Raw genomic sequence first — 23,263 nt, forward strand, 5'->3', positions numbered from 1 at the left:
GCTATTTGTCCGAAGACAAACAACTGCGGCTTTGCTGATTGAGACAGCAGCTTTTCGTTATGTAAGCGAAAAAAGCATGGCCTGGCTCTATTGCTCGCTTGCGTACTTGTCGTAAGCGTCTTGGCTCATAATGCGTGTAGCTGACACGTAACGATCAGCATAATAAGACTCGCTAAGTTTGCTAATAATAACGCCTCTGCTCGAGGAAGCATGTGCAAACTTTCCATCTCCAACATAAATACCAACGTGGGAGATGCCTTTGCCGCTCGTGTTGAAGAATACAAGATCGCCAGCGATCAGGTCACTCTTCTTCACTTCACTGCCATCGTTCGATTGCGCTTGGGAAGTACGGGAAAGATCGATGCCCATTTTATCGAAAACATATTTCGTAAAACCGGAGCAGTCGAAGCCTTTCGTAGTTGTTCCGCCGCTTTGGTACGGTGTGCCGATCAGATCAGCGATAACACCATCCATCTTCGAACCTGCGAACACGCTGCCTGCTTGGAAAGCAAGCATTAATACAAGACCAACGAGTAGTGCAGTTACCTTCTTCAAAATTTGAAACTCCTTCCGGTGCCGACGAGGTTAGCTGTGGGGTTCGGTTGTGAAGGTTCCCTATGATTTCCAAGACACTTGAATCAAGCCGTCCAAGCATCGAAATCAATTCACCCAAAGTGGTTCCCCCGTATTTCTATACCTTTGCGGTATAAAAAATTAGGCTGGTTTAATTTTGCTCTGCGCTAATAATTCGTTTTTTTCATGTGATTTCCTCCTATATGAATGAATTTCTAATAATTCTCATGTAACCTTTTGGCTCAATTTTGCGTTAAAACAAGTTTCTTGCCTAATAAATGCTCGTTCTATCACCGTTCGCAAGCAAAAAAACATTTTGTCAGTTTATATGAGAAATAGGCAGCCAATATGCTAAGAATCGTACATATAGGCTAGAATTATAGCGTAAAATGAAGAATTAGAGAGTTTAGTGTGCATCAGTCTAGGGGTTGGTAAATAAATAGAAGCGTTGCCTGGAGATGTCGGATAACCGAAAAACCCCGATTGCGGCCTCTTGTCCGCAATCGGGGTTTTTATGAGAAGGACTTTAGAAAAATGAGAATACTAAATGAGAATTAGGGAGGGCTGCCTTCATTTTTCTAAACTTAATTTCCTATTTATGGATGATAAAAGTTGTATAAAAGGGTCCTAAAAGGAGTCTGAAACGGTCTTAAAACGGTCTCAGCTCTGCTTCGATTGCAGGCAATCGTATTGTGCAGCGAGCGTCCATACCTTTAATAAGGTACGGAGCAGATGATAGGCTTGATGCATGATGAGCGCCAGTATTCCCGCCCAAGCATAGGAAAGGCCGGATACCAAGAGCGAAGCGGCGACTGCCAGCAGCCACATCAGCAGAGAGAGGCCGGCATAAGGAAAAAGATTTCGGAGCGCAATGCTGAGCGAGCGCATCGAGCCCGTGCCGGAGGCGGCGCCGAACTGCATGGCGAGCAGCAGCAGGTGAACGAGAAAGCTCCACAGCAGCCAACCGCCAAAGCTTGGAAGCGTGCTTTGCAGCAGCTCGCTCAGCGAATGGCCCTCCATTAGCAGCTTGAAGGCGCGAGGAAGAAGGAACCAGCCAGGCGCGAAAATAAGCAGCGTGCGCAGCCAATAGAGCAGCGTCACAGGCTTCCAAGCTTTGCGAATGCCTTGAAGAAACTGCGTTCCACCTTTTTCGTCCATATGATGCAGCGAGTAGAGCAGCCCCGCATGGAACAGCGGGCTCAGCAGCATGCGGGCGGCGAACAAGCCGCCCAGCAGCCATAGATAGGGGTTGATCAAATCTGTTTTTGTCAATTGAAACTGGGCTTCGCTGAGGAACAGCGAAACGGCCGAGTCCGACGGATGCTGGAGGGGAAAGCGCCGCAGCAGCGGCAGTACAGTCATATCAATAAAGCGGTAAAGGAAAAGTCCCCATAATAGCTGGTACAGGAACAACGCAATGACGATATAGAAATGGCGGATGGCGAGCCGCCAGCCTTGCTTCATATGCTGCTTCATTTTTTAACCTCCTCTCTACCAGCCTACGGATGCGAGCAGGCCTTCAATAAGCTTCGTCAGGCCGAGGCTCCACCGAATGCGCGACTGCTCCGGCACTTCTGCACGCATAAAATTGTTAATATGCCTATTGTCCAGCACATTGCTGTTTTTCGGATCCACCGCTACCCATGCGAGCGGAGCAGCATGCATCACCTTGTACTCCATATGCGACTCGGCGGCGTCCCAGATTTTAGAAGTTGTTTCACCGTCGGTAAAGGAGAAAACGAGCGGTATGGACCCGTTTTGTCCGCCATTGCGCTTGATCAGCACGGTAGACTCGTACTCTGTTTGGCCATCCTGCTGCACTTCATTCACTCGAATAGCCTCTACTGAAAAATCCGCCATCAGGCTGCCATATACATACTGGTGAAAATAATCCTGCCATTTTCCCTTCGTAACCTGCTCGACGACTCGCTGGAAATCGGACGTAGTTGGATGCTTGAATTTGTATTTTTGAAAATACGTGCGCATAATTTTTTGCATCGTCTTTGCTCCGACCTGCTTCTCAATGCCGACCAGCACAAGCTTGGCGCGCATGTATACATTTTCCGCATACTCATCGCTATTGTGATAGGCCCATGAAGGCTGCTTAAGCGGGGCAGGGGCTGTAATATAGCTGGCTTCCATAGCTAAATTGGGTTCAACGCCATAGGCGTTCTCCATCACTTTATCCTCGGCATACGATGTAAAGCCTTCGTCGAGCCAAGCTTCTTCGAACTCGTTCGATGCGACCATCCCGTACCAATACTGATGACCGATCTCATGCACAACGGTTCGCTCCAGGCTGTAGCCAGGGTTATCGGATTCAGCAGCTAAAGCGGTTACGAGCGTTGGATATTCCATGCCGCCGGCGCCATTCGCCCCTTTCGGCGGAACGATGATGGACAGCGTTGAATACGGATATTCACCGTACCACTCCGCGTATTTGGACAGCGACGATTTCGCTGCATGCATATAGCGGTCCTTCAGCCCTTCGTGGGCAGGGTCCAGATAAAGCTTAATGCGCACGCCCGGAATGCCCGTTCCTGACAAGGTGTCCTCCGCATATATGAAGTCGGGCGAGGCGGACCAAGCAAAGTCATGCACATCCTCGGCATAAAACTGATAGACGCTTGTGCCATTTTGCGTCACAGCTTCCTTCGTCTGAATGCCGGTTGCGGCTACCGTAAAGTTTTCTGGCACAGTAATCTGGGCGCTGTATAAGCCGAAATCGCTGTAAAATTCCGAGTCGCCATGATACTGGTGGACGTTCCAGCCTTCATTAGTTCGGCCGCGTGTGCCATCCGTTTCATAAACGGCAAGCTTCGGAAACCACTGGCCCGCCATGACGAAGCTGCCGGAATAGCCCATGCGTGCGAATACTTCGGGCAGTTTAACCTCGTAGGTCATGGCAAGCGTTATTGATTTGCCCGGTGCGAGTGGAACGGGAAGGTTAAGCTTCGTCAGCGTATAATCGTCCGTATTTCCGTCATCGGGCTGGACATAATGCAGGCGGGGAAGCAGGCTCTCGCCCTCCAGCGTTTGCAAGGTGAGCAGCTTCAAATAACCTTGGCTGTCTACCGTAGCCTTGTCACCGCGCAGTTGGCCGCCAGACTCGCGCATGAACGTCGATTTTTCGGATTGAAAGGCATTGGGATACAGATGAAAATACAGCTCGGACACCGTTTTTTTGCCTGGGTTCGTCCAAGTCACGGTCTGGGAGCCGTCCAAATAGCGGATGTCCTCTCGAAGCGCAACGTGCATGTTGTATTGGACGACTCTTTTGCTGAGCGTCTGCACGGCATCAGGCTGGACAGAGTCGGGCTGCACCGGTGCTGCCGGGGCAGGCGGGGCAGGCGGCTTGGCCGTTTGCGGTGCAGCCTGTGTGTCAGCTGGTATACCGGCCGCACTGCTCGGTGGGGCAGTAGTGGTGTGGGCTGCGGCGCTATTTGCCGAACCAGCAAGTGGCGGGTCTGAGGTGCCGGAGGCGTACGTATACTGGGATAGCCAAGCGTTGCCGAAGCCATGATGCAGCGACAGTCCGAGCAGGACAGCCGAGAGCATAATGAGCGCGATTCGTTTGAAAGGTCCTGGAGTCATTGAACGTTTCCCTCCCGTTGACAAGCATCTACAGCATGTATATGTCGGCTTGTACAGGAATAGTCTTGTGGATTTTTGCAGCGGCGCTGCTGAAGGCGTGTAAAGCGGCAGCCACTTGCGGATACAGCAGGAAATTGTGCCGTGTGCGCTTGTGTTATTGCGTAAAAACGGTCAAAATGGAAAGGAGAGATTGGCTGCAAGCTGCTGCGGCAGTACAATAGATGAAATGTGATGAGAGGACGTGTACGAACGAATGGAACAGCAAGGACAACCGGAGAAAAAAGAAAAGAAATCACTCGCGCTTAACGTCGTTAGCAATAAACAGCATAAAGGCTTTGGTGCAGGCACCATTGATCTAAGCCAAGTATCCTGCGTTATTATTGATGCGGGCGTCGCTTATATCGACGACGGCGCAATGCATGCGAAAAGCAAAGTGGAGCGCGGCATCAAGTTTTCACCTAATAAAGAGGATACGCCGAATGGCCGCCAATGCTGGATCGTATGGGTTGCGGTAGAACGTGGAGAGAATGGCACGAACTACGCTGGCGCAACGGCTTGCGAAATGTGGATCGACACGGAAGCGCGCCGCGGGTGGAAAATTCTCGCCGATCATGTCAACAAGCTCGATCATGCGATTAAGCGCCGCTATAACTTGGGCGAGCTGGGTGCGGAAGAAAAGGCTGCGTTCCGCAAGCTGTTAATAGAGCATAACGAAGAATGGTGGACCAATTCTTCCGATGAGCTGAAGCAGGCTTTGGAGGCGTAGGCCTACAGAAAGCACGACTAAGACAGCTCCCAGCCGGGTGCTTATAGGTGACGGGTTCCGCCCAATGCGGCAGCGATTGCTGCGCTGGTGCGGGGCCTTTTTATTTTTTTTCTAAAAAAAGAAGTTGCAGGTGCAGGGGATAGCCGAGGTTCCGGCGTCTATTATAACGGGAAGGGGGAGAGCAAGATTCAAGATGAAGCATGGTTAATAGCGCTCCGCGACGGCGGGCCTGCGGAATTCCAGTCATTCGTGCAGGAATATGGCGCTCATATATATAAAACGGTTTATGCTGTGCTTCATTCGCCGCATGATGCGGAGGATGTTACCCAGGAAGTGCTGCTGCAAATTCACCGCTCTCTCCCCGAGTGCAGGCTGGAAGGCTTTAAAACCTGGGTGACCCGCATTGCTGTAAACCGTGCGATTGATTGGAAGAGGAGCAAGGCACGCAAGCCGGAAGAACTGAGCGAATATGTGGACAATCTGGGACCGGACACCGATGGGCAAGGAACCGCAATGCCCGCGGAGCGCGCTGCGATTGAGCGCGAGGAAAAACGCTACATACGAGAACAGGTCGAGCAGCTCCCGGAAAATTATCGCGAAGTCGTAAACGCCTATTATATAGAACAGAAATCATATGAGGAAATTTCGTCCTCAACCGGACTGGAGCGCAAAAGCGTAGAATCGCGCCTGTACCGGGCAAGAAACTGGATCAAGCGGCACTGGAGAAGGGAGGACTTTGAATGAGTCAACATGAGGAGCACAAGCATGGCGAGAGTTCGAGGACGAAACAGCAGGGCAAGCATGTGAATCATGTGGAGGCCTCCCTCCTGGAGCAATATGTGGCGAATTTGCTATCCGAGCCGGAACGCGAGCAGATCGAGCGGCAGCTTGCTGGCTGTGACGAATGCTTAGAGCGATTTATGCTCGTATTGGAGGCGGACATAGCAGGGAGCGCCTGTATGGCCGAGCCACATATAGCTGAAGCCAGTCTGTTAAAGCAGGCGATTGAGCTCCCGGATTTTGAACAGATGGGTAGTAGGCTCAGCAGACAGCTTTTCGGACCATCTGAATCAGAAAAACAGCAGCTGTCCATGCCGGGTCCGTTCCTTCAAGAGAAATCATACCGCCGCAAATCCTGGCTCCAGCATCCAGCCACTCATTATACCGCTGCGGCGGTCATTACCCTATTGCTGCTCGGTACAGGCGTACTGAACAACATTTCACAGGAGCTTGAAAAAATGGACCATAGCAGACTGCAGCATAAAGAGGAGCAGCTCATCCGAGACAAGGAGCAGCGCGAGCCCTCCTGGTCGCAGCAAATGATGAATCGCACTTCCCACTGGCTGGACGGCATCGCCTCCAAACGGTTTAAATAATGAATGATGAAGGAGAGATTAACGGATGAATAGGGAGAAAAAGCCCATTGTTGCGCTGCTGCTGTCCATGCTGCCGGGCTTCGGCCATGCTTATATGGGGCGTCCGATAAGATTTGTACTTTATGCAGCAGGAGGGTTTGGACCGCTCGCGATTTTGATTATGATTTCAATCGTAAGTTATATTGAAGATGACACGGGCTTTATTCTGTGCTTGATTTCGTTTCTATTTTGGGGCATCAATATGCTTGATATGATTGTAACGCTCATTGGCAGGCGGCAGCCGTATCCGAATGAAGCTGCTTATGGTGCAGGAGCACCTCCAAGTCCAGATCAGATGTACAACAGCATGCCGCCGGGAGCGATGCACGCACAAGCAGACCTCTTAACCTACAGCGAGCAGAAAGAGCGCACGAATACGCTGCTCCTGTCCATCATTCCTGGCTTGGGCCATATGGCGCTAGGGCTGATGCAGCGGGGCATTGCGTTCCTCATTGCATCTATCGGCTTGTTCGCAGTTGTTATTTTTATATCGATGGTAACGGGGACAGGAGAGTTTACTATTTTCCTGCTAGGCGTGCCAGTCATCTGGATTTACAGTATTTTTGATGCTTCACAGCAGCTGCAGCGCAAAAAACGGGGCGAGCCCTTGGAGGATCGACCGTTTTTTGAAGAGCTGGAGGAGTACATGAACAAGGGGCGCAAAAATAAAGCGCTCGCTGCAACGCTGTCGCTCTTTCCTGGCGCAGGGCATCTATATCTCGGGCTTCAAACACGCGGCCTGCAAATTATGGCTGGCTTCCTCGCCTCCGTCTACTTAATGGATGCGATGCGGCTGTCGATGTTTCTATTCCTGATGCCGCTATTCTGGTTTTTCGCTTTCTTCGATGTGATGCGGCAGCTGTCGAGTGAACCGCAGGAAGGCTTAAAGGATCAAGCGATTATTACGCAGTTTGCTCCTTATCAGCGCTGGATCGGCATCGCTCTGCTGCTGATCGGGCTGTATTTTATGGGTGATCGTGTTCTGGCCGAATACGCTGCGAATTATTTTCCAAGATGGTATGCCCAGTATCAAAATATAAAATATAATTTGCCGACCGCGCTGGTAGCCTTTGTCATGATTGCTGCTGGCCTGCGTATGGCATTTGGCAGAGGGTTTCAACGAAACAAAGGGCTTCCCCCTAAAGATTGGAAACAGGCGGAATCGCTGCGGAAGGGGAAAAGCGAATGAAGCAGTGGCGTGTAGGCACGCTTTCGATGGGCGTTACCTTATTATTGATGGGGGTCGCTGTAGCGGTCTCCATCTGGAGCGGGACAGGGGCATACAATATGCTGCTATGGGTGGCGCCGCTTGTTTTTATTTTGCTCGGTGCGGAAATTATATTGTACATTTGGTTTGCGGGAAGCGAGCGAACGACGCTGCGTTACGATTGGATCAGCCTATTTATCGTTGGAATGATCGGGAGCTTCAGCCTTGCGATGGCGGGGCTGATCTCTACGGGGATATTGGACGAGCTTAGAGGGACGATGCACCAAATGGAACGGACGGCACTTATTGAGTCGGCGCCGATTTCCGTGCCGGAGAAGATCGATAAAATCGTCGTACAAGCGCTCCGTCCAGTAAGTGTGGATCAGGTGGATGGAGGAAAGGTGCAATTACTGGGGCAGGTGCAGTACTGGGCTGCTGAGCCGATTGACACTTCGGAACAGCTGGTTAGCACAAGCGTAATAGGAACGGTCATGTATGTCATGGTCGGCGAATTTGAGCGGCATAATGGCCCGCTTCAGTCGAATATGTATAACGCTCAAATGACGCTGGTATTGCCAAAGTCGATTAAAATAGAGCAACGCGGGTTTTAGAACTCATCTGATAGATAAAAGAACCTTAAAAGCGCCTGCCCCGATTGTTATCGGGAGCAGGCCCTTTTAAGGTTCTAGCGGGAAAGCGGCAGCCAGTCAAGGACGCGCTGGATATTGCGATCCCAGTAGCCCCACTCATGCATGCCCGGCTCCTCGTCATAGGTGAGAGTCAGCCCGTAGTCCTCCATTGCTGCCTTGAAGCGAAGATTATCCTCATACAGAAAATCTTCTGTCCCGCAGCATTGATAAAACTTCGGCTGCTGATCAGGGGCAAGCGCAGCTGCAGAGGCTAAAAGGTTAAATAGATTGCTACTCCCCGCTTCGAGCTTCTCCATACTGCCGTACAATCGTCCAAACTCGCCTTCATCCGTATAAGAGAAGTCCGGGTGCTGGAGACGGCTCGCAACATCAAGCGCGCCAGAAAGGCTTGCCGCAGCGGCAAAGCGGTCAGGATGATGCAATCCCAGCTTGAACGCGCCGTAGCCGCCCATCGAGAGGCCGGCGACAAAGTTGTCTTCCCTGCGAGCTGACAGCGGGAAGAAGGAGCGGGCCACCAGCGGCAGCTCCTCGCTTACAAAGCTCCAGTAGCGTCCGCCCTGTTCCATATCGGCATAGAAGCTGCGATGCACGCCAGGCATGACGACAGCAATTCCTTTGCTGGAAGCATAACGTTCAATGGAGGTATAGCGCGTCCAAGCGGTATGGTCATCGGACAACCCATGCAGCAAATACAGCACCGGATATTTGTAATCCGTTTCTTCCTGGCGGGTAGAAAGGTCAGCTAAAGATGGCTGTGGCAAAATAACCGACATGCCAGTCGAGAAGCCCAGCTTTTCCGAGAAAAAATCACATTGAAACAAGGCCATTGCGATGGAACCTCCTTGACCCAGCGTTTATTTAATGCCGGAAATCGAATAATTCTCAATAATTTGCTTCTGGAAGAAAATAAAGACGATGACAACTGGCAGTACCATGAACGTGGAGCCTGCCATTTGCAAAGCATAGTTGCTGCCATGCTCGCCCTTGAGCAAAGCGAGTCCGACGGACAGCGTGTACAGCTTCTCGTCATTGGCAATAATAAGCGGCCACAGGAAGCTGTTCCAGCCGCCGATAAACGTCAGAATGCCTTGAATGGCCAGAATAGCTTTAGAGATCGGAAGCACGATTTGGAAGAAGGTGCGAATTTCGCTAGCTCCGTCCAAGCGAGTTGCTTCCAGCAGCTCGTCGGGAATCGTGGACATAAATTGGCGGAATAGAAAAATGCCGAATGCGCCAACGAAGCCCGGAAGCACGATACCTACCATCGTATTGGTCAGATGCATTTCATTAAGCAGCAGGTAGACAGGAATCATCGTTACCTGGCCGGGAATCATCATCGTTGCGAGTACGAGATAGAACAGCTTATCCTTGCCTTTGAACTTGAACTTGGCGAAAGCATAACCAGCCATCGCATTTAGGAACAAGCCGATAAAGGAGAAAAAGACAATCAGCAGCGTGTTGCTCAAATACGTGCCAAAATGCATATTGACGAACAAATTGCTGAAGTTTTCGAACGTAATATTTTTCGGCCATAGGGTTGGAGGCAGCTGCTTGACCTCGCTCTCCGTCTTGAACGCCGACATAATCATCCATGCGAACGGAAGCATCATTACTATCCCGCCGCCAGTCAGCAAAATGCCGAGCAGCCATTGAAGGGCTGTGCCGCTTTTTGTTTTCGGTGCCATAATTATTCCCCTCTCCTTTCTTTAAACATCTGTTTCCTTGTTCTGGAACTTGAATTGAATAAGCGTAATGATAATGATCGAAATAAATAGTATAAAGGATCCTGCCGCAGCATATCCGAATTTGCTGTATTGGAAGCCGTTGTTGTAAATGAACAAGGCTACGGACATCGTGCCGTTAAGCGGTCCGCCTTTAGTCATAATGAGCGGCTCTTCAAAAAATTGAATCCAGCCAATCATCGTGGTGATGGATACGAAGAAAATAGCATAACGCAGCAGCGGAAGTGTAATCGTCCGCATTTGCTGCCAGCTGCTGGCTCCGTCAATTTGTGCAGCCTCGTAATAAGAGCGTGGAATGCCCTTGATAGCGGCAATAAAAATAAGCATATTCAGTCCGATCGCCCGCCATAAGGCAAGAATGATCAGCGAGATTTTAGCTATAATCGGGTGCTGGAGCCACTGGACATCGGGAAGATGCACAAGGTTCAGCAAATAGTTGAACAAGCCAAGCGATGGGTTGTACAAATAAGTCCATACGACCGCAACTGCAACGACGTTGGTCACGGACGGCAAATAATAAATGACGCGGAACGTCGTAAACACTTTTGATCTGCCGAAGTTAATCAGCAGTGCAATCGCAAGCGACAAGGCGATAACCGAAGGAACGCCAATAATGACATAATAAAGCGTATTGGTAATCGCTTGAACAAATAACGGATCAGTCAATACGTCCAAGTAGTTTTGCATACCTACAAATGAAATGTTGGAAAAATCGGCAAGGCCGGCGAGATCCATATCGGTGAAGCTGATGACGAGTGCAATAACGATAGGCAGCAGGGAGAACATAGCGAGCAAAATCAACGTTGGCGCTATAAAGAAATAAGGTGTTTTATTATTCAATATGCCTTTCATCGGCTAAGTCACATCCTTTAAATTTACGCTTTTGCGCAAATGGACAATAATAGGGATAACCGACAGCCCTATACAAAAGCAGCTGCCGGCTAAAAGATTATTTAATTAATTTCTCAGCTTCAACGTTCAAAGCATCCATTTGCGTCTGCACGTCAGCGTTAGCGCGATAAATTTGCTCAAAGCGAGCTACATATTTTTGCGAAATTTGGTCATAAGCCGTAAGAGCTGGTGTTGCTTCAGCATGCTTGAGCTGCTCCCCAATGACTTGAAGGTTAGGATCAGCAGTCATAGAAGCATCTTGCCATACGCTTTGTACAGCTGGAAGCGCATCGGACAGCTCTTTCCATTTCAACTGAACTTCTGGCTTGCTCATGTAGGCAATAAACTTCACTGCCGCTTCTTGATTTTTGCTGTATTTGAATACAGTCAGATCTGAGCCGCCGAGAATCGAGTTGTTGTTCACCGAACCGGATGGAAGAACAGCGGTTGCCCATTTACCCTCGATATCTGGCGCTTGCTCTTTAATCGGCTTGATCATCCAAGGTCCGCTGATGAACATCGGGATAACACCGTCGCCAGCAAAGCCTTGAACAGCATCAATGCCGAGATCTACAGGAGAAAGCTTCTCTTGATAGAAGCTGCCTACATATTTTACAGCGTCAACAAATTCCGGCTGATTGAACAAAGGTTTATTTTGCTCATCAAAAATCTTGGAACCGTTCTGGCGGGCAAACATAATGCCCAGAGTTGGCTCGCCTGGAACGAGGTCAATACCGTATTTGCCTTCGCCACGCGCAGTCAATTTCGTTGCCGCATCCTTCAGCTCATCCCAAGTAGCAGGCGCTTTGTCATAGCCTACTTCTTTCAGCAGGTCGGTGCGGTAGAACAGGACGCGAGTTTCAGCATACCAAGGAATACCGAACGTTTTGCCGTCAAATTGCGTTGTATTTACGATACCCTCGAAAAAGTTCTCAGGTTTAAATTCAGGATATTGGTCGATGTAAGGCGTCAAATCAAGCAAAGCGCCCGCATTTGCGAATTCCGGCATCCAAGAAGTACCCATTTGCAGCACGTCAGGACCGGATTTGGAAGCAACAGCTGTCAGCAGCTTGTCATGCGCCGAGCCCCAAGGGATAACCTGTACATCGACTTTAATGTTCGGATTGTCTGATTCGAATTGCTCGGAAATGGTTTTGAGCGTCTGTTCTTGGTCACCCATACCCCAAACTTTAATGGTAACGGGCTGATCGCCAGTAGCAGCCTCGCCTGTTGTATTTGTATTATTGGATGTAGAGCAAGCTGTCAAAATACCTGAAAGCAGCATTGTACTAATAAGTGCAGTTTTAACGGATTTATTAAACATTCCAATCTTCCTCTCTTTAAGAAGCTGTGATTTTAAGGTGCAGTAGCTTAAGTAAATGATGACTCTATTGTTGCCGGTTTATGCAATGGCGCTGGCAGTTAAGCAGCTGGCTTCCCTCTGAACATATGCCTTAAGCGACATGCCTCCTCTCCCATATTCCTGAAAAGCTCCCCTTAGTTTATAAGCCTGATGAAACATAGAAACGTTTCGATTTTAGATTATACGCGAATGCATCATGAGATGCCAGTGATCATAGAAACGTTTCGATGTCATTATAAAACAGAATGTAATCGTATTCAACACATTTTTTTTGGCTATTGAAATTTGCTTCTGAAGCGTTAAAATGATAATAGAAACGTTTCACCTACTTGGTATTCGGGTAATGGAGGCAATTGACGGAAGGATGAAAACGTTCTATAATCCTTTTAGTTGTAAAATAGAAACGTTTCGATTGATTTCGGCAAATGCCGTCAATCTGCATCAACTTCGCAAGTATCAGCTGTTTATTATGCGTTTATTGTTGAAAGCCTATGTATACAAATAAGCAAGCGTAAACGACTGAAGCCGTCCTCTGGCGGCAATGCTACCGTTTCGCGGTGAAATATAAGCTGATTATAAGGGTGAAACTTATAAATTCTTATATTTTAAAAAAGTCAGGAAAGTGAGTGATGACCATGACAGCAGCAAGCAGAAGCAGCTTTCAAGTAGAGGCCGGACAACTATCGTTCACCTTTCTCAGCAGCGGCGATCTTTATCAAATTACCCATAACGACACCATGATTAATCAACTTCTATCCAATGCGGTAGACGGTTCACTAAATAATATATATTTGCGTTTGCACCGTGAATCTGGCATTGTAGCCGTTCCTTTGCTTGGCGTGCGCTCGAATAGCCATGTCTCCTATAGTGCAAGTCAAGTTGTATGGGCGGGAGAAGCAGAAGGCGTTCGTTACCAGGTACGTTTTCTACTATCGGAAGCAGGCGTATGGTTTTGGGATGTGTTGGTAGTCGGCAATGGCGAGATGGTCGATGTCATCTATGGTCAAGACATCGGGCTTGCTGACCAAGCCGCTGTTCGCAGCAATGAAGCTTATCAATCGCAATATATTGACCATTCTGTATTTGAGGATGAGCAGCGCGGTTATGTCGTTTGTTCCCGCCAAAATATGCCGCAGCGCGGAAGCTTCCCTTATTTGCAGCAAGGAGCATGGACAGGCGCAGCTGGCTATTCGACAGACGGCTTCCAGTTCTATGGCCTAAGCTATAAGGAAACGGATATGGCTGAAGCCTTAATGAAGCCATCGCTGGCTAATGAGGTTTACCAATATGAATTTGCCTACACGGCTCTGCAAGCGCCACTTGCCAAGCTGGACGGCGAGCTGAATGTTGTTTTTTACGGCTTATTTAAGGAAAATCATGCGGAGGCGGTAACCTCGCTAGCCTTTACGGCTGAAGTGCAGCAAGCGTGGGAGCAGGTATCTGCTGCGCCTGCTTTACAATCGCAAGAGGCAAATCCGGTGCGCAAAGCGGCGGCTATTGGCTCTCCTTTGCAAACCGTATCGATGACGGCGGAAGAGATTAATGGCTTGTTTCCTGAACGCTCGCAGGAGGAGTATGCGGGAGAGTCTCTGCTTTCTTTTTTCACTGCGACCCATGAGCACGTTGTATTAAAGGAAAAAGAGCTGCTGGTCGAGCGTCCGCATGGCCATATTCTGATGACGGGCGGCAATGACCGCTTGAACACACATGTGCTGACGACAACCTCATATATGTACGGTCTGTTCAACTCGCAGCTGGTTGTAGGCAACACAACGTTCCACAAATGGGTGACGAATGCCCGCAATGCGCTGAATGTGCCGAAAACGTCGGGACAACGCATTTATGTAGAGTTGGATGGCGTATATCGTCTGCTTACGATGCCGTCGATGTTTGAAATGGGCTTTAATTTTGCAAAATGGTATTACAAAACGTCAGATGATCTCATCATCATTACAAATTATACAACTGTAGATACGCCGGAAGTTCGGATGCATGTCCGTTCGACAAGCGGAAGGAAGCACCGTTATCTGGTCACGAACCAAGTGTCCATGAATGATAATGAATATATTTTGCCGTATCATATGAGCGAGCATCAGGATGGTCTAGAATTTACGGCCGATTCGGCGGCACTAAGCTCAGGTGTATATTCGAAGCTTCGCTACCGACTGCGTGTGGATGGAGCGGAAATGACTGTTGCGGATGAGCAAAAGCTCGTAACGGGAATGGAGTCAGGCGGCGCATCGCTGGTCGTTCTGGAGCTCGGGGCTAGCAGCGAGTGGTCATTAACCGTGCAAGGCTTGCTGCAAGGTGAAGAGCTTCCAGCGAAATCCGCTAGCGTAGAGGATGCGGAAGCACAGGCACAGGCCTATCGTGCTTTTTACAAGCAGGTTATGAATGGGTTCCAGCTAACGCAAAAAGGCGGCAATACCGCTGATGTGGACAAGTTTAATACGCTGGCATGGTGGTACACGCACAATATGCTTGTCCATTATTCGGTACCGCACGGCTTGGAGCAATATGGCGGCGCTGCTTGGGGAACGCGGGATGTTTGCCAAGGGCCGACCGAATATTTTATGGCGATGCAAAATTACGGTGCGGTTCGTGAAATATTGCTGACGGTCTTTTCCCATCAATATGAGGAAGACGGCAATTGGCCGCAATGGTTTATGTTCGACAACTACGTGAACGTGCAGCAGGAAGAAAGCCATGGCGATATTATCGTATGGCCGCTCAAGGTGCTCAGCGACTATTTGACAGCGACGCAGGATTATTCTGTGCTGGAGGAGCAGATTCCTTATACGACGAAAGAAGGCTTTGCTTTCACGTCGCACACGGCATCGCTGCTTGAACATGCGCAGAAGGAAATTGCCTATATTAAGGGGCATTTCCTGCATGATACCCATTTGTCCTCCTATGGCGATGGGGATTGGGATGACACGCTGCAGCCTGCCAACGCCCAGCTTAAGCAATATATGGTGAGCAGCTGGACAGTGGCGCTTACTTATCAGGTGTTTACGCATTTGTCTGCGGCCATGCAAGCGAACAATAAAGAGTGGGCAGCAGAGCTTGGCACACTGAGCGAGGGCATTAAAGCAGACTTCAATCGTTACATGCTGCAAACCGACGTCATTCCGGGCTTCTTGTATATGGAGCAGCCAGAGCAAGCGGAGCTGATGCTGCATCCATCGGATGCGGTGACAGGCATACAATACCGCCTGCTTCCGATGACCCGCAGCATGATTGCCGAGCTGCTTACGGCTGAGCAGGCCGAGGCGCATTATGATCTCATTAAGCGAGAGTTATATTGTCCGGATGGCGTGCGGCTGATGAACCGTCCAGCGAAATATACCGGCGGTGTCAGCACGCATTTCAAGCGTGCTGAGCAGGCGGCGAACTTTGGCCGCGAGGTAGGGCTGCAATATGTACATGCCCATATCCGCTACGTAGAAGCGATGGCTAAGCTCGGCAAGGTAGATGAAGCATGGAATGGACTTGCGATCATTAACCCTGTCGGCTTGAAGGACGCTGTCCCTAATGCGGAGCTTCGCCAAAGCAATTCATATTTCAGCAGCTCGGACGGCAAGTTTAATACGCGTTACGAGGCGCAGGAGCGTTTCGCGGAGCTGCGTGACGGCTCTGCTCCGGTTAAAGGCGGCTGGAGAATTTATTCCAGCGGGCCGGGAATTTATATGAACCAGCTCGTAGCCAATGTGCTTGGTATTCGCCAAGTGCAAGGCAAGCTGATTGTTGATCCGGTGCTGCCGCAGTCGCTCAATGGCCTGCGATTCGATTTCGAATATCAGGGCATTCCGATTACCTTCGTCTACCATTTGAAGGGCGATGGCAATACGACCGTGAAAAGCGTGAAAATAAATGGAAATGAAATGGAAGCTGAATTCGGCTCCAATCGTTATCGTACAGGCGGATTAGAAATTTCCCCGCAGCTGCTGAAGCAGGATCAGTCTGGCGAAAACACGATTATCGACATTTTCATGTAAGGAATGGTGTACGGCGATTCGTTTTGGATCGCCGTATGCACATAAGGCGATCCAACTTTAGCCTGTTATGATATAGTTAATTAATCAGGAATAATTTAAAATATAAGTGTTTATAAGTTTATATGCCTTTAATAGGCTTTTATATGATTTAGGCTTACATTTCTACGCGAAACGAGCTTTTCCATTTGAATGGAAAAGCCGTTTACGCTCGAAATCTAAGAATAATAAGGGGTAACTCTTATTATTAGGCTTACATTTCTACGCGAAACGTGCTTTGCTACCGAAGGTAGCGACAGCCGTTTACGCTTGAAATCTAAGAATAATAAGGGATAACTCTTATTATCAGGCTTACATTTCTACGCGAAACGTGCTTTGCTACCGAAGGTAGCGACAGCCGTTTACGCTCGAAGTAACAGATTGGAGAGAGTGCAGTGGTCAGTATTAAAGATATCGCTAAGAAGGCTGGTGTCTCGATATCGACAGTTTCCTACGCGCTGAATGGCAGCCCAAAGGTGACATCGGAGACATGCGCCAAAATTTTAGCTATAGCCAAAGAGTTGAACTACGTGCCGAACGCAGCTGCCCGAACGCTTAAGACGCGTGAGACTAAAATTATTGGCGTATATTTGACCGACTTCAGTGGGGCCTTTTACGGGGATTTGCTGCAAGGGGTGAATGAAATGCTGCACCGCAAAGGCTATGATATGATCGTATGCAGCGGCAAACGTTCGCATCGCATGCTTCCTGAGCGGATGATTGATGGGGCAATTGTGCTCGATGCCACGTTCGATAGCGATGAGCTGCTGCGGTATGCGGCGCTGGGGCATAAAGTAGTCGTGCTCGACCGCGAGCTGAACCACCCGAACATCAATCAGGTGCTGCTTGATAACAAGGCAGGAGCTACGCTTGCGATGGAGCATTTGCTGGATCGGGGCTTTCGGAAAATCTATGCCATAATGGGTCCGGATGAGTCCTATGATGCAGGTCAGCGGCTGCAGGCGGTCAAGCAGGCGGTGGAGCGCTGCGATGACTTAACGTTTAAAGCGATTGAAGGCAGCTTCCGCAAGGAATCCGGCGAGGAGGCGGCTAAAAGAATATTGGCTGAGTATACGGAGCCAGCTGCTGTTTTTTGCATGAACGATGAGATGGCGATTGGCGTACACAACTATGTATCCCTGACAGACTATGTTGTAGGGGAGCATATTCATATTATCGGTTTTGACAATGTGGAGCTGGCGTCGTATATGCAGCCAAAGCTGGCTACGATTGATTATTCCAAGCATAAATGGGGAGCGCTTGCATCTGAGCAGCTGCTGAAAATCATAGCCGGAGAGCCGGTCGAGAACGAGCGAATTTATGTGACGCTGGTTGAAGGCGACTCTGTTGGGATAAATAAAGAGGCTAGCGCCCGGCGCTAGCCTCTTTCCTTGTTGCCATGCAGATCAAATGCAACTATCATATCCTACTTTGTTTGCTCCGGCTCCTCGAATGTCATGCCCTTCAAGTCGACGGTCACTTTCGTCATCGCAAGCGGCTCATTCGGGCGATCTTGGCTGTTCGTTGGCTGGTTGACGATTTCATCAACGGCATCCATGCCTTCAATGACGGCCCCGAAGGAAGCGTACTGGTTATCAAGCGTTGGCGCATCCGCTACCATAATGAAAAACTGCGAGCCGGCGGAGTTTGGTTCACCCGTTCTGGCCATTGAGATTACACCGCGTGTATGCTTTAAATCATTTTGAAAGCCATTTGATGTGAATTCCCCTGGAATGGAGTAGCCAGGGCCGCCAGCGCCTGTCCCGTCTGGGTCGCCGCCTTGAATCATGAACCCTTGAATGACACGGTGAAAAATCAACCCGTCATAATAGCCTTTTTGGACGAGTGCTATAAAATTGTTAACCGTATTCGGCGCAATCTCCGGGTACAGCTCAACTTTAATAATGGTGTCATTGCTCATTTGAATCGTTACGAGTGGATGCTTGTCCGAATCAAGAAGATTGGCCGCCGAGTCTGGTGATGGCTCGGCCGATGCAGCGGGCGCGGAAGACTCGCTGGACGCGTTTGCTGCCGTTCCAGCGGCTCCTGAGCTGGAATTGCTGCCCGCAGTGCTACCTGCACCACAAGCGGATATAACAAGCATCATAGCTACCAGAAGCACTAGCAGCGAAAAAGCTTTTTTAGTGCTTTTCATTTTCAACATGTAAATGGTTCCTCCTAAAAATAATGTGGAGACGCAGCATTAGCTGCAGTCTGATCGGGTTAAAAGCTATTCCAAGTGTACTATAGCTGAATTGGAAAATAAAGCGAAACAGCAAGAACCTCCGCCAGCGTCCAAGGAGCGCCAGCGGAGGTTCTTGCTGTTATGCGTAAGTTAACCTACTACGTTGTAGGCCATAATCCAAATGGAGCCTGCAACGATGGTGAGCAAGATGACGAGCCCGAATATGAGTGCCATCGTATTGTAACGCGGCTTTTCCTCGTCTCTTAAATGCATGAAGAATAACAATTGAACGACGAACTGCAAAGCGGCCATAATCAGAATGACGATTACCGTCAGCTGCTTGCTTAGCATACCGTTCATGACAATGACAATCGGGATAATGGTCAAAATAATCGACAATACAAACCCGATGACATAGGATTTCATGGAACCATGTGTTTCATGAGACGGGGAATGCGAGTTGTGGTTATCCATGCTACATCACCCCCATCAGATAGACGACCGTAAGGACGAAAATCCATACGACGTCCAAAAAGTGCCAGTACAAGCTAATAATATTAACCTTGCGCTGTGTAACTGGCGTAATGCCGCGACGGTACAGCTGAATCATCAGCGCCGTCATCCATACAATACCGACCGATACGTGAAGTCCGTGTGTACCGACGAGTGTAAAGAAGGCTGACCAGTAAGCGCTAGTGCCAATTGTTACGCCTTCGTGTACCAGCTCGATAAACTCGCTAACCTCCAAATAGATGAAGGCAAGACCGAGAACCGCGGTAACAGCGAGCCAGCCAATGAGGCCCTTCTTATTGCCTTTGTGCATTTGAAGCACAGCGATACCGCTTGTGAAGCTACTTGTGAGCAAGATGAATGTCTCGGCGATGACGCCAGGCATCTTGAACATCTCGGCGGCCGTAGGGCCGCCATCCGTGCTGAATCGAAGAACGACAAATGTTGCAAATAGCGTACCGAACAAAATAACGTCGGTAATCAGAAACATCCAGAAGCCGAATGTTTTGAGTGATTCATGTTCATGCTCATGGTGCTCGTCATGATGACCGTGGCCGCCATGGCCGTGCTTGTCATGACCGGTTACTGCTTGTGCCATTATTTTGTCCCTCCTAATGCGGCTTCCGTCCGCTCGATCTCATCTACAGGAATGTAGTAGTCGGTATCGTAGCTGAAGGAACGTGCCAGCATGCAAATGGCAATGCCGATTGCGCCAGGTATAATCATCCATTTCCAATCCCAGACGAACCCGAAGCCCATAACGAAGAAGGAAACGGATATCAAAAATGGAATGGCAGAGTTTTTCGGCATATGAATCGGTTCAAGAGGAGCAAGCGGCTTAGGCTTTCCGCCATTTGCCAGACGCTGCTTCTCTTCCCACCAAGCATCCTCTGTTTCTACAACCGGAACTCTTGCAAAGTTATAAAGCGGTGCAGGAGATGGAATCGACCATTCCAGCGTACGGCCATCCCATGAATCGCCGTTTGGCTCTTTTTTGTAAAACTTAATGCTGTGCGCGATTTGCCATACTTGGAACAGGAACGCCAGACCCATAATAAACGCGCCGACAGTGGAAACGACGTTAAGCGGCTGCCAGCCCATATCAAAGTTGTATTCGTTGAAACGACGGGTCATGCCCATCAGGCCAAGCGCGTACTGCGGCATGAAACAAACGTAGAAACCGATGTTCCACAGCCAGAATGCCCATTTTCCAAGGCCTTCATGCAGCTTGAATCCGAACATTTTCGGCCACCAGTAGTAAAGTCCGGCGAAGTAACCGAATACGACGCCCCCGATCAGCACTTGGTGGAAGTGAGCAATCAGGAAGTAACTGTTGTGGAACTGGAAGTCAGCAGGGGCGACGGAAAGCATAACCCCAGTCATACCGCCGACGACAAAGCAAGGAATAAACGCGATCGTCCAAAGCATTGGCGTTGGGAACGTCAGCTTGCCTCGGAACATCGTAAACAGCCAGTTAAATACTTTAACGCCTGTAGGAATCGCAATAAGCATCGTCGTTACAGCGAAAAAGGCATTGACGTTGGCGCCGGAGCCCATGGTGAAGAAGTGATGCGCCCATGTGAAGAACGAGAAGAAGCTGATCGACATGAGGGCGAATACCATGGATTTGTAGCCAAACAGCTTTTTCTTCGAGAAAGCCGAAACGACCTCGGAGAAAATACCGAAAGCTGGCAAAATAACGATATAAACTTCGGGATGTCCCCACATCCAGATGAGGTTGATGTACATCATCGGATTACCGCCGCCATCGAGCGTAAAGAAGTGAGCGCCGAAGTAACGGTCAATGAACAGCAGGAACAGTGTAACGGTCAAGATTGGGAAAGCGAACATAATCGTAATACATGATGAAAGGACGGACCAGACAAACATCGGCATTTTCATCAGCTTCATGCCTGGTGCGCGCATTTTCAGAATCGTTACGACAAAGTTAATACCGGTGGCCAAGGAGCCGATACCGGAAATCTGAATGCCCCAAATATAGAAATCCTGTCCTAGACCTGGGCTTCCTGACAGCTCAGAGAGCGGTGGATAGGCCAGCCAGCCTGCATCCGGCGAACCGCCGATAACGAAGGAAACGTTAAACAGCATGGCGCCAAAGAAAAACATCCAAAAGCTGAGCGAGTTTAGGAACGGATAAGCGACGTCGCGTGCGCCGATTTGCAGCGGCACAACGATATTGAATAAGCCGAACATAAGCGGCATCGCCATAAATAAAATCATAATTACGCCGTGCGTTGTAAAAATTGCATTATAGTGATCGGCGTGGAGGAACTCTACCTGCGGTACTGCGAGCTGCACCCGCATCAGCAGGGCATCGACGCCACCACGGAAAAGCATGAGAATCGACGCGATAATATACATAATCCCGATCCGTTTATGATCGACGGTGGTCAGCCATTCCGTCCATAGCCAGCGCCATTTTTTGAAATACGACAAGGCGAATACGACGGCAACCATGGACAAGCCGATGGATACCTGTGCTCCAAGAATGAGCGGGTCGCCAGTGATGAAAAAATCATTGAGCAGGAAATCGATTAGATTCTGAAACATGCGGCGTCTCCTTTCGTCTTGTGTTTAATGTGAATGCTCGTTCGTTGAAGATTCTTGGTCATGATTCATATCCATACCGTCCATATCTTTCATGTCCATATCACTCATATCCATATCCTCGTGATCCTTGCTTGAGTCTTCTTCTGTAGCTGCGGAGCCGCCATGATGATGGGAAGAGCCGCCTTCGCCAATATATTGCATCACGACTTTCTGGAACAATCCTTCAGGGAAGGAGGAGAACGATTGTACAGTCTCAACGCTTGGCTCAGTCAGCTTCTCGAAGCCTTCTTGCGTCAGAGCGGGAGCAGTTGTTTTCACCTCTTGAACCCATGCCTTATAATCATCCTCGGAAGTTGCCTTCACATTAAAGGTCATTTGCGCAAAATGCTCCCCAGTGAAGTTGGCGCCCGAGCCATAATAATTGCCGATTTCATCTGCCTGCAGATAAAGGGTCATGGCCATGCCGGACATCGTATAAATTTGGCCGCCCAGCTGTGGAATCCAGAACGAATTCATCGCCGTATCAGAAGTCAGTCTGAATTGAATCGGAGTGCCCTCTGGTATTTGAAGATAGTTGACTGTAGATATGCCCTCTTCGGGGTAAGTGAACAGCCATTTCCAATCCAATGAGGTTACTTCAATCGTTACCGGTGCTTTAGCAGAAACAATTGGTTTGGATGGCTCCAACTCGTACGTATACTTCACCGTCACGATCGCCAGAATAGCGATAATTACGATTGGAATGCTCCACCAAATAATCTCCAGCTTCGTGCTGTGATTCCAGTTTGGCTGGTAGGGAGCGTTGTTGCCCTTTTTGTCGCGATAGCGCCATACAATGAAGCCGGTCAAAATCAGAACGGGCACGACAATAACTAGACAGAGGATCGTCGAAAAATAAATCAAATCCTTCTGGCTTTCGCCAATCGGTCCTTTTGGATCGAGCACCAGATACTGCTCGCCGCAGCCAGAGAGAAGAACGGCCATCAGCATGATGAGCAGGGGTGTCAATACACGAATATAACGTCTCAAATGGTTCAACTCCTTGGATATACTCTTAGCCTTAACATTAGCAGAAGTTACGGAGAATAACTGCTGACTTAACAATTACGTCAACAATTCGTCTTTTTTTCGTAATAGAAAGTTCACTAGTTCGACAATTGTCATTCACTGGCTCTCAGAAAAACGTGACTTTATCTAAGATGAAGCGGCTGTCACCGTCCTTTAGCGGTTTGCGCGGGCTAAGGCTTGTCCCTTCACATGAATCCTATCGTCATAATTGTAGCTACATTAAATAGGCTGAAAAAAATAAAAAGCCCCACTGTCAATTCGACGGTGAGACTTTAAATTGTGCTTTCTCCATTGTGGTGCTGCTTCAATACGGTTACTTGTGTTCTTCAGCCTGCGCCCGTCTTGCATGAACAAGGCCAATTGCAGTGCCGATTGTGTAAATAAATACACTGCCGACCATAAATCCGAGCCCGACCATAAGCCAAACGTTCTTGTCGCTGAAGTGGCTGAGATTTATTAAGCAAAGGACTACGCCTATAGAGAGAACGGTCCAAGCGATGATCGTCATTGCGGTTACCAAACGTTTCACACTAGCTGCAGTTGCTGATTTAACGTCGCTGATTGTTGCTGTTTTCGTTGTCATTATAAACACCCCGTTTACTTGTAAGTGCTTTCTTGAACTCATTATAACACACTTTATGCAATTTGTTCAAAGAAAATTCACGATTTGATCAAATTTTCGACAAAATTAGGT

Annotated in this window: 20 protein-coding genes and 1 riboswitch; of the genes, 7 read left to right on the forward strand and 13 right to left on the reverse strand. The window is 49.0% G+C overall.

Features of this window, described 5'->3' with window-relative positions; translation table 11 throughout:
- Window positions 1-87: 87 nt before the first annotated feature.
- The 3 genes from ACSR9A_RS17895 to ACSR9A_RS17905 form a co-directional block, all read right to left on the reverse strand.
- Complete coding sequence (locus ACSR9A_RS17895) at window positions 88-558, reverse strand: C40 family peptidase (RefSeq protein WP_341282819.1); 471 nt, start codon at window positions 556-558, stop codon at window positions 88-90.
- Window position 559: 1 nt separating this feature from the next.
- Window positions 560-731, reverse strand: a riboswitch (cyclic di-AMP (ydaO/yuaA leader).
- Window positions 732-1,233: 502 nt separating this feature from the next.
- Window positions 1,234-2,049 carry a hypothetical protein gene (locus tag ACSR9A_RS17900; protein WP_473758662.1) on the reverse strand — a complete coding sequence of 272 codons (816 nt, stop codon included), beginning with the start codon at window positions 2,047-2,049 and terminating at the stop codon, window positions 1,234-1,236.
- A gap of 15 nt (window positions 2,050-2,064) precedes the next feature.
- Window positions 2,065-4,167 carry a M1 family metallopeptidase gene (locus tag ACSR9A_RS17905; protein ID WP_473758663.1) on the reverse strand — a complete coding sequence of 701 codons (2,103 nt, stop codon included), beginning with the start codon at window positions 4,165-4,167 and terminating at the stop codon, window positions 2,065-2,067.
- A 253-nt stretch (window positions 4,168-4,420) separates the two neighbouring features.
- Here ACSR9A_RS17905 and ACSR9A_RS17910 point away from each other — a divergent pair, with 253 nt between their 5' ends.
- The 5 genes from ACSR9A_RS17910 to ACSR9A_RS17930 all read left to right on the forward strand — a co-directional run bounded on the left by ACSR9A_RS17910 (window position 4,421) and on the right by ACSR9A_RS17930 (window position 8,166).
- Window positions 4,421-4,933, forward strand: coding sequence for a YwhD family protein (locus ACSR9A_RS17910; protein ID WP_056035079.1), 513 nt, complete (start codon window positions 4,421-4,423; stop codon window positions 4,931-4,933).
- 87 nt (window positions 4,934-5,020) lie between these two features.
- Window positions 5,021-5,677 (forward strand): RNA polymerase sigma factor, encoded by a 657-nt coding sequence (locus ACSR9A_RS17915; RefSeq protein WP_473758664.1) that lies wholly within the window; start codon window positions 5,021-5,023, stop codon window positions 5,675-5,677.
- Window positions 5,674-6,309: a zf-HC2 domain-containing protein gene (locus ACSR9A_RS17920; RefSeq protein WP_473758665.1), complete on the forward strand. Its 636-nt coding sequence runs from the start codon at window positions 5,674-5,676 to the stop codon at window positions 6,307-6,309. Before ACSR9A_RS17915 ends, ACSR9A_RS17920 begins: the two co-directional genes overlap by 4 nt.
- A 25-nt stretch (window positions 6,310-6,334) precedes the next feature.
- Complete coding sequence (locus ACSR9A_RS17925) at window positions 6,335-7,537, forward strand: hypothetical protein (RefSeq protein ID WP_473758666.1); 1,203 nt, start codon at window positions 6,335-6,337, stop codon at window positions 7,535-7,537.
- Window positions 7,534-8,166: a hypothetical protein gene (locus ACSR9A_RS17930; protein WP_473758667.1), complete on the forward strand. Its 633-nt coding sequence runs from the start codon at window positions 7,534-7,536 to the stop codon at window positions 8,164-8,166. The genes ACSR9A_RS17925 and ACSR9A_RS17930 overlap by 4 nt, the downstream gene beginning before the upstream one ends.
- A gap of 74 nt (window positions 8,167-8,240) precedes the next feature.
- On the opposite strand, the gene ACSR9A_RS17935 is transcribed toward ACSR9A_RS17930, so the two are convergent.
- The 4 genes from ACSR9A_RS17935 to ACSR9A_RS17950 all read right to left on the reverse strand — a co-directional run bounded on the left by ACSR9A_RS17935 (window position 8,241) and on the right by ACSR9A_RS17950 (window position 12,162).
- Window positions 8,241-9,032 carry an alpha/beta hydrolase gene (locus ACSR9A_RS17935; RefSeq protein ID WP_473758668.1) on the reverse strand — a complete coding sequence of 264 codons (792 nt, stop codon included), beginning with the start codon at window positions 9,030-9,032 and terminating at the stop codon, window positions 8,241-8,243.
- Between the two features lie 27 nt (window positions 9,033-9,059).
- Window positions 9,060-9,890 (reverse strand): carbohydrate ABC transporter permease, encoded by an 831-nt coding sequence (locus ACSR9A_RS17940; RefSeq protein ID WP_473758669.1) that lies wholly within the window; start codon window positions 9,888-9,890, stop codon window positions 9,060-9,062.
- A 21-nt stretch (window positions 9,891-9,911) separates the two neighbouring features.
- Window positions 9,912-10,799 (reverse strand): carbohydrate ABC transporter permease, encoded by an 888-nt coding sequence (locus ACSR9A_RS17945; protein ID WP_473758670.1) that lies wholly within the window; start codon window positions 10,797-10,799, stop codon window positions 9,912-9,914.
- A 97-nt stretch (window positions 10,800-10,896) separates the two neighbouring features.
- Window positions 10,897-12,162: a sugar ABC transporter substrate-binding protein gene (locus ACSR9A_RS17950; RefSeq protein ID WP_473758671.1), complete on the reverse strand. Its 1,266-nt coding sequence runs from the start codon at window positions 12,160-12,162 to the stop codon at window positions 10,897-10,899.
- A gap of 674 nt (window positions 12,163-12,836) precedes the next feature.
- On the opposite strand from ACSR9A_RS17950, the gene ACSR9A_RS17955 reads away from it, so the two are divergent.
- Both ACSR9A_RS17955 and ACSR9A_RS17960 read left to right on the forward strand, forming a co-directional pair.
- On the forward strand, window positions 12,837-16,199 hold the full coding sequence (locus ACSR9A_RS17955) for a GH36-type glycosyl hydrolase domain-containing protein (protein ID WP_473758707.1): 3,363 nt from the start codon (window positions 12,837-12,839) through the stop codon (window positions 16,197-16,199).
- Between the two features lie 431 nt (window positions 16,200-16,630).
- Window positions 16,631-17,617, forward strand: coding sequence for a LacI family DNA-binding transcriptional regulator (locus tag ACSR9A_RS17960; protein ID WP_473758672.1), 987 nt, complete (start codon window positions 16,631-16,633; stop codon window positions 17,615-17,617).
- Between the two features lie 44 nt (window positions 17,618-17,661).
- Here ACSR9A_RS17960 and ACSR9A_RS17965 read toward each other — a convergent pair whose 3' ends face one another.
- The 6 genes from ACSR9A_RS17965 to ACSR9A_RS17990 all read right to left on the reverse strand — a co-directional run bounded on the left by ACSR9A_RS17965 (window position 17,662) and on the right by ACSR9A_RS17990 (window position 23,152).
- Entirely contained in the window at window positions 17,662-18,390 is a 729-nt protein-coding gene (locus tag ACSR9A_RS17965; protein WP_473758708.1) for a peptidylprolyl isomerase, read from the reverse strand.
- Between the two features lie 180 nt (window positions 18,391-18,570).
- Window positions 18,571-18,894, reverse strand: a complete 324-nt coding sequence (gene cyoD / locus ACSR9A_RS17970; RefSeq protein WP_341280440.1) for a cytochrome o ubiquinol oxidase subunit IV — start codon at window positions 18,892-18,894, stop codon at window positions 18,571-18,573.
- Between the two features lies 1 nt (window position 18,895).
- Window positions 18,896-19,528 (reverse strand): cytochrome o ubiquinol oxidase subunit III, encoded by a 633-nt coding sequence (gene cyoC, locus ACSR9A_RS17975; protein ID WP_338553968.1) that lies wholly within the window; start codon window positions 19,526-19,528, stop codon window positions 18,896-18,898.
- Window positions 19,528-21,501: a cbb3-type cytochrome c oxidase subunit I gene (locus tag ACSR9A_RS17980; protein ID WP_473758673.1), complete on the reverse strand. Its 1,974-nt coding sequence runs from the start codon at window positions 21,499-21,501 to the stop codon at window positions 19,528-19,530. The genes cyoC and ACSR9A_RS17980 overlap by 1 nt, the downstream gene beginning before the upstream one ends.
- 24 nt (window positions 21,502-21,525) lie before the next feature.
- A complete protein-coding gene (gene cyoA / locus ACSR9A_RS17985) occupies window positions 21,526-22,491 on the reverse strand; it encodes a ubiquinol oxidase subunit II (RefSeq protein ID WP_473758709.1) in 966 nt (321 codons plus the stop codon).
- A 391-nt stretch (window positions 22,492-22,882) separates the two neighbouring features.
- The gene (locus ACSR9A_RS17990; RefSeq protein ID WP_473758674.1) at window positions 22,883-23,152 is read right to left on the reverse strand and encodes a hypothetical protein; all 270 of its coding nucleotides are present in this window, start codon (window positions 23,150-23,152) and stop codon (window positions 22,883-22,885) included.
- Between the last annotated feature and the right edge of the window lie 111 nt (window positions 23,153-23,263).

The sequence above is a fragment of the Paenibacillus sp. R-74696 genome, assembly GCF_055814915.1.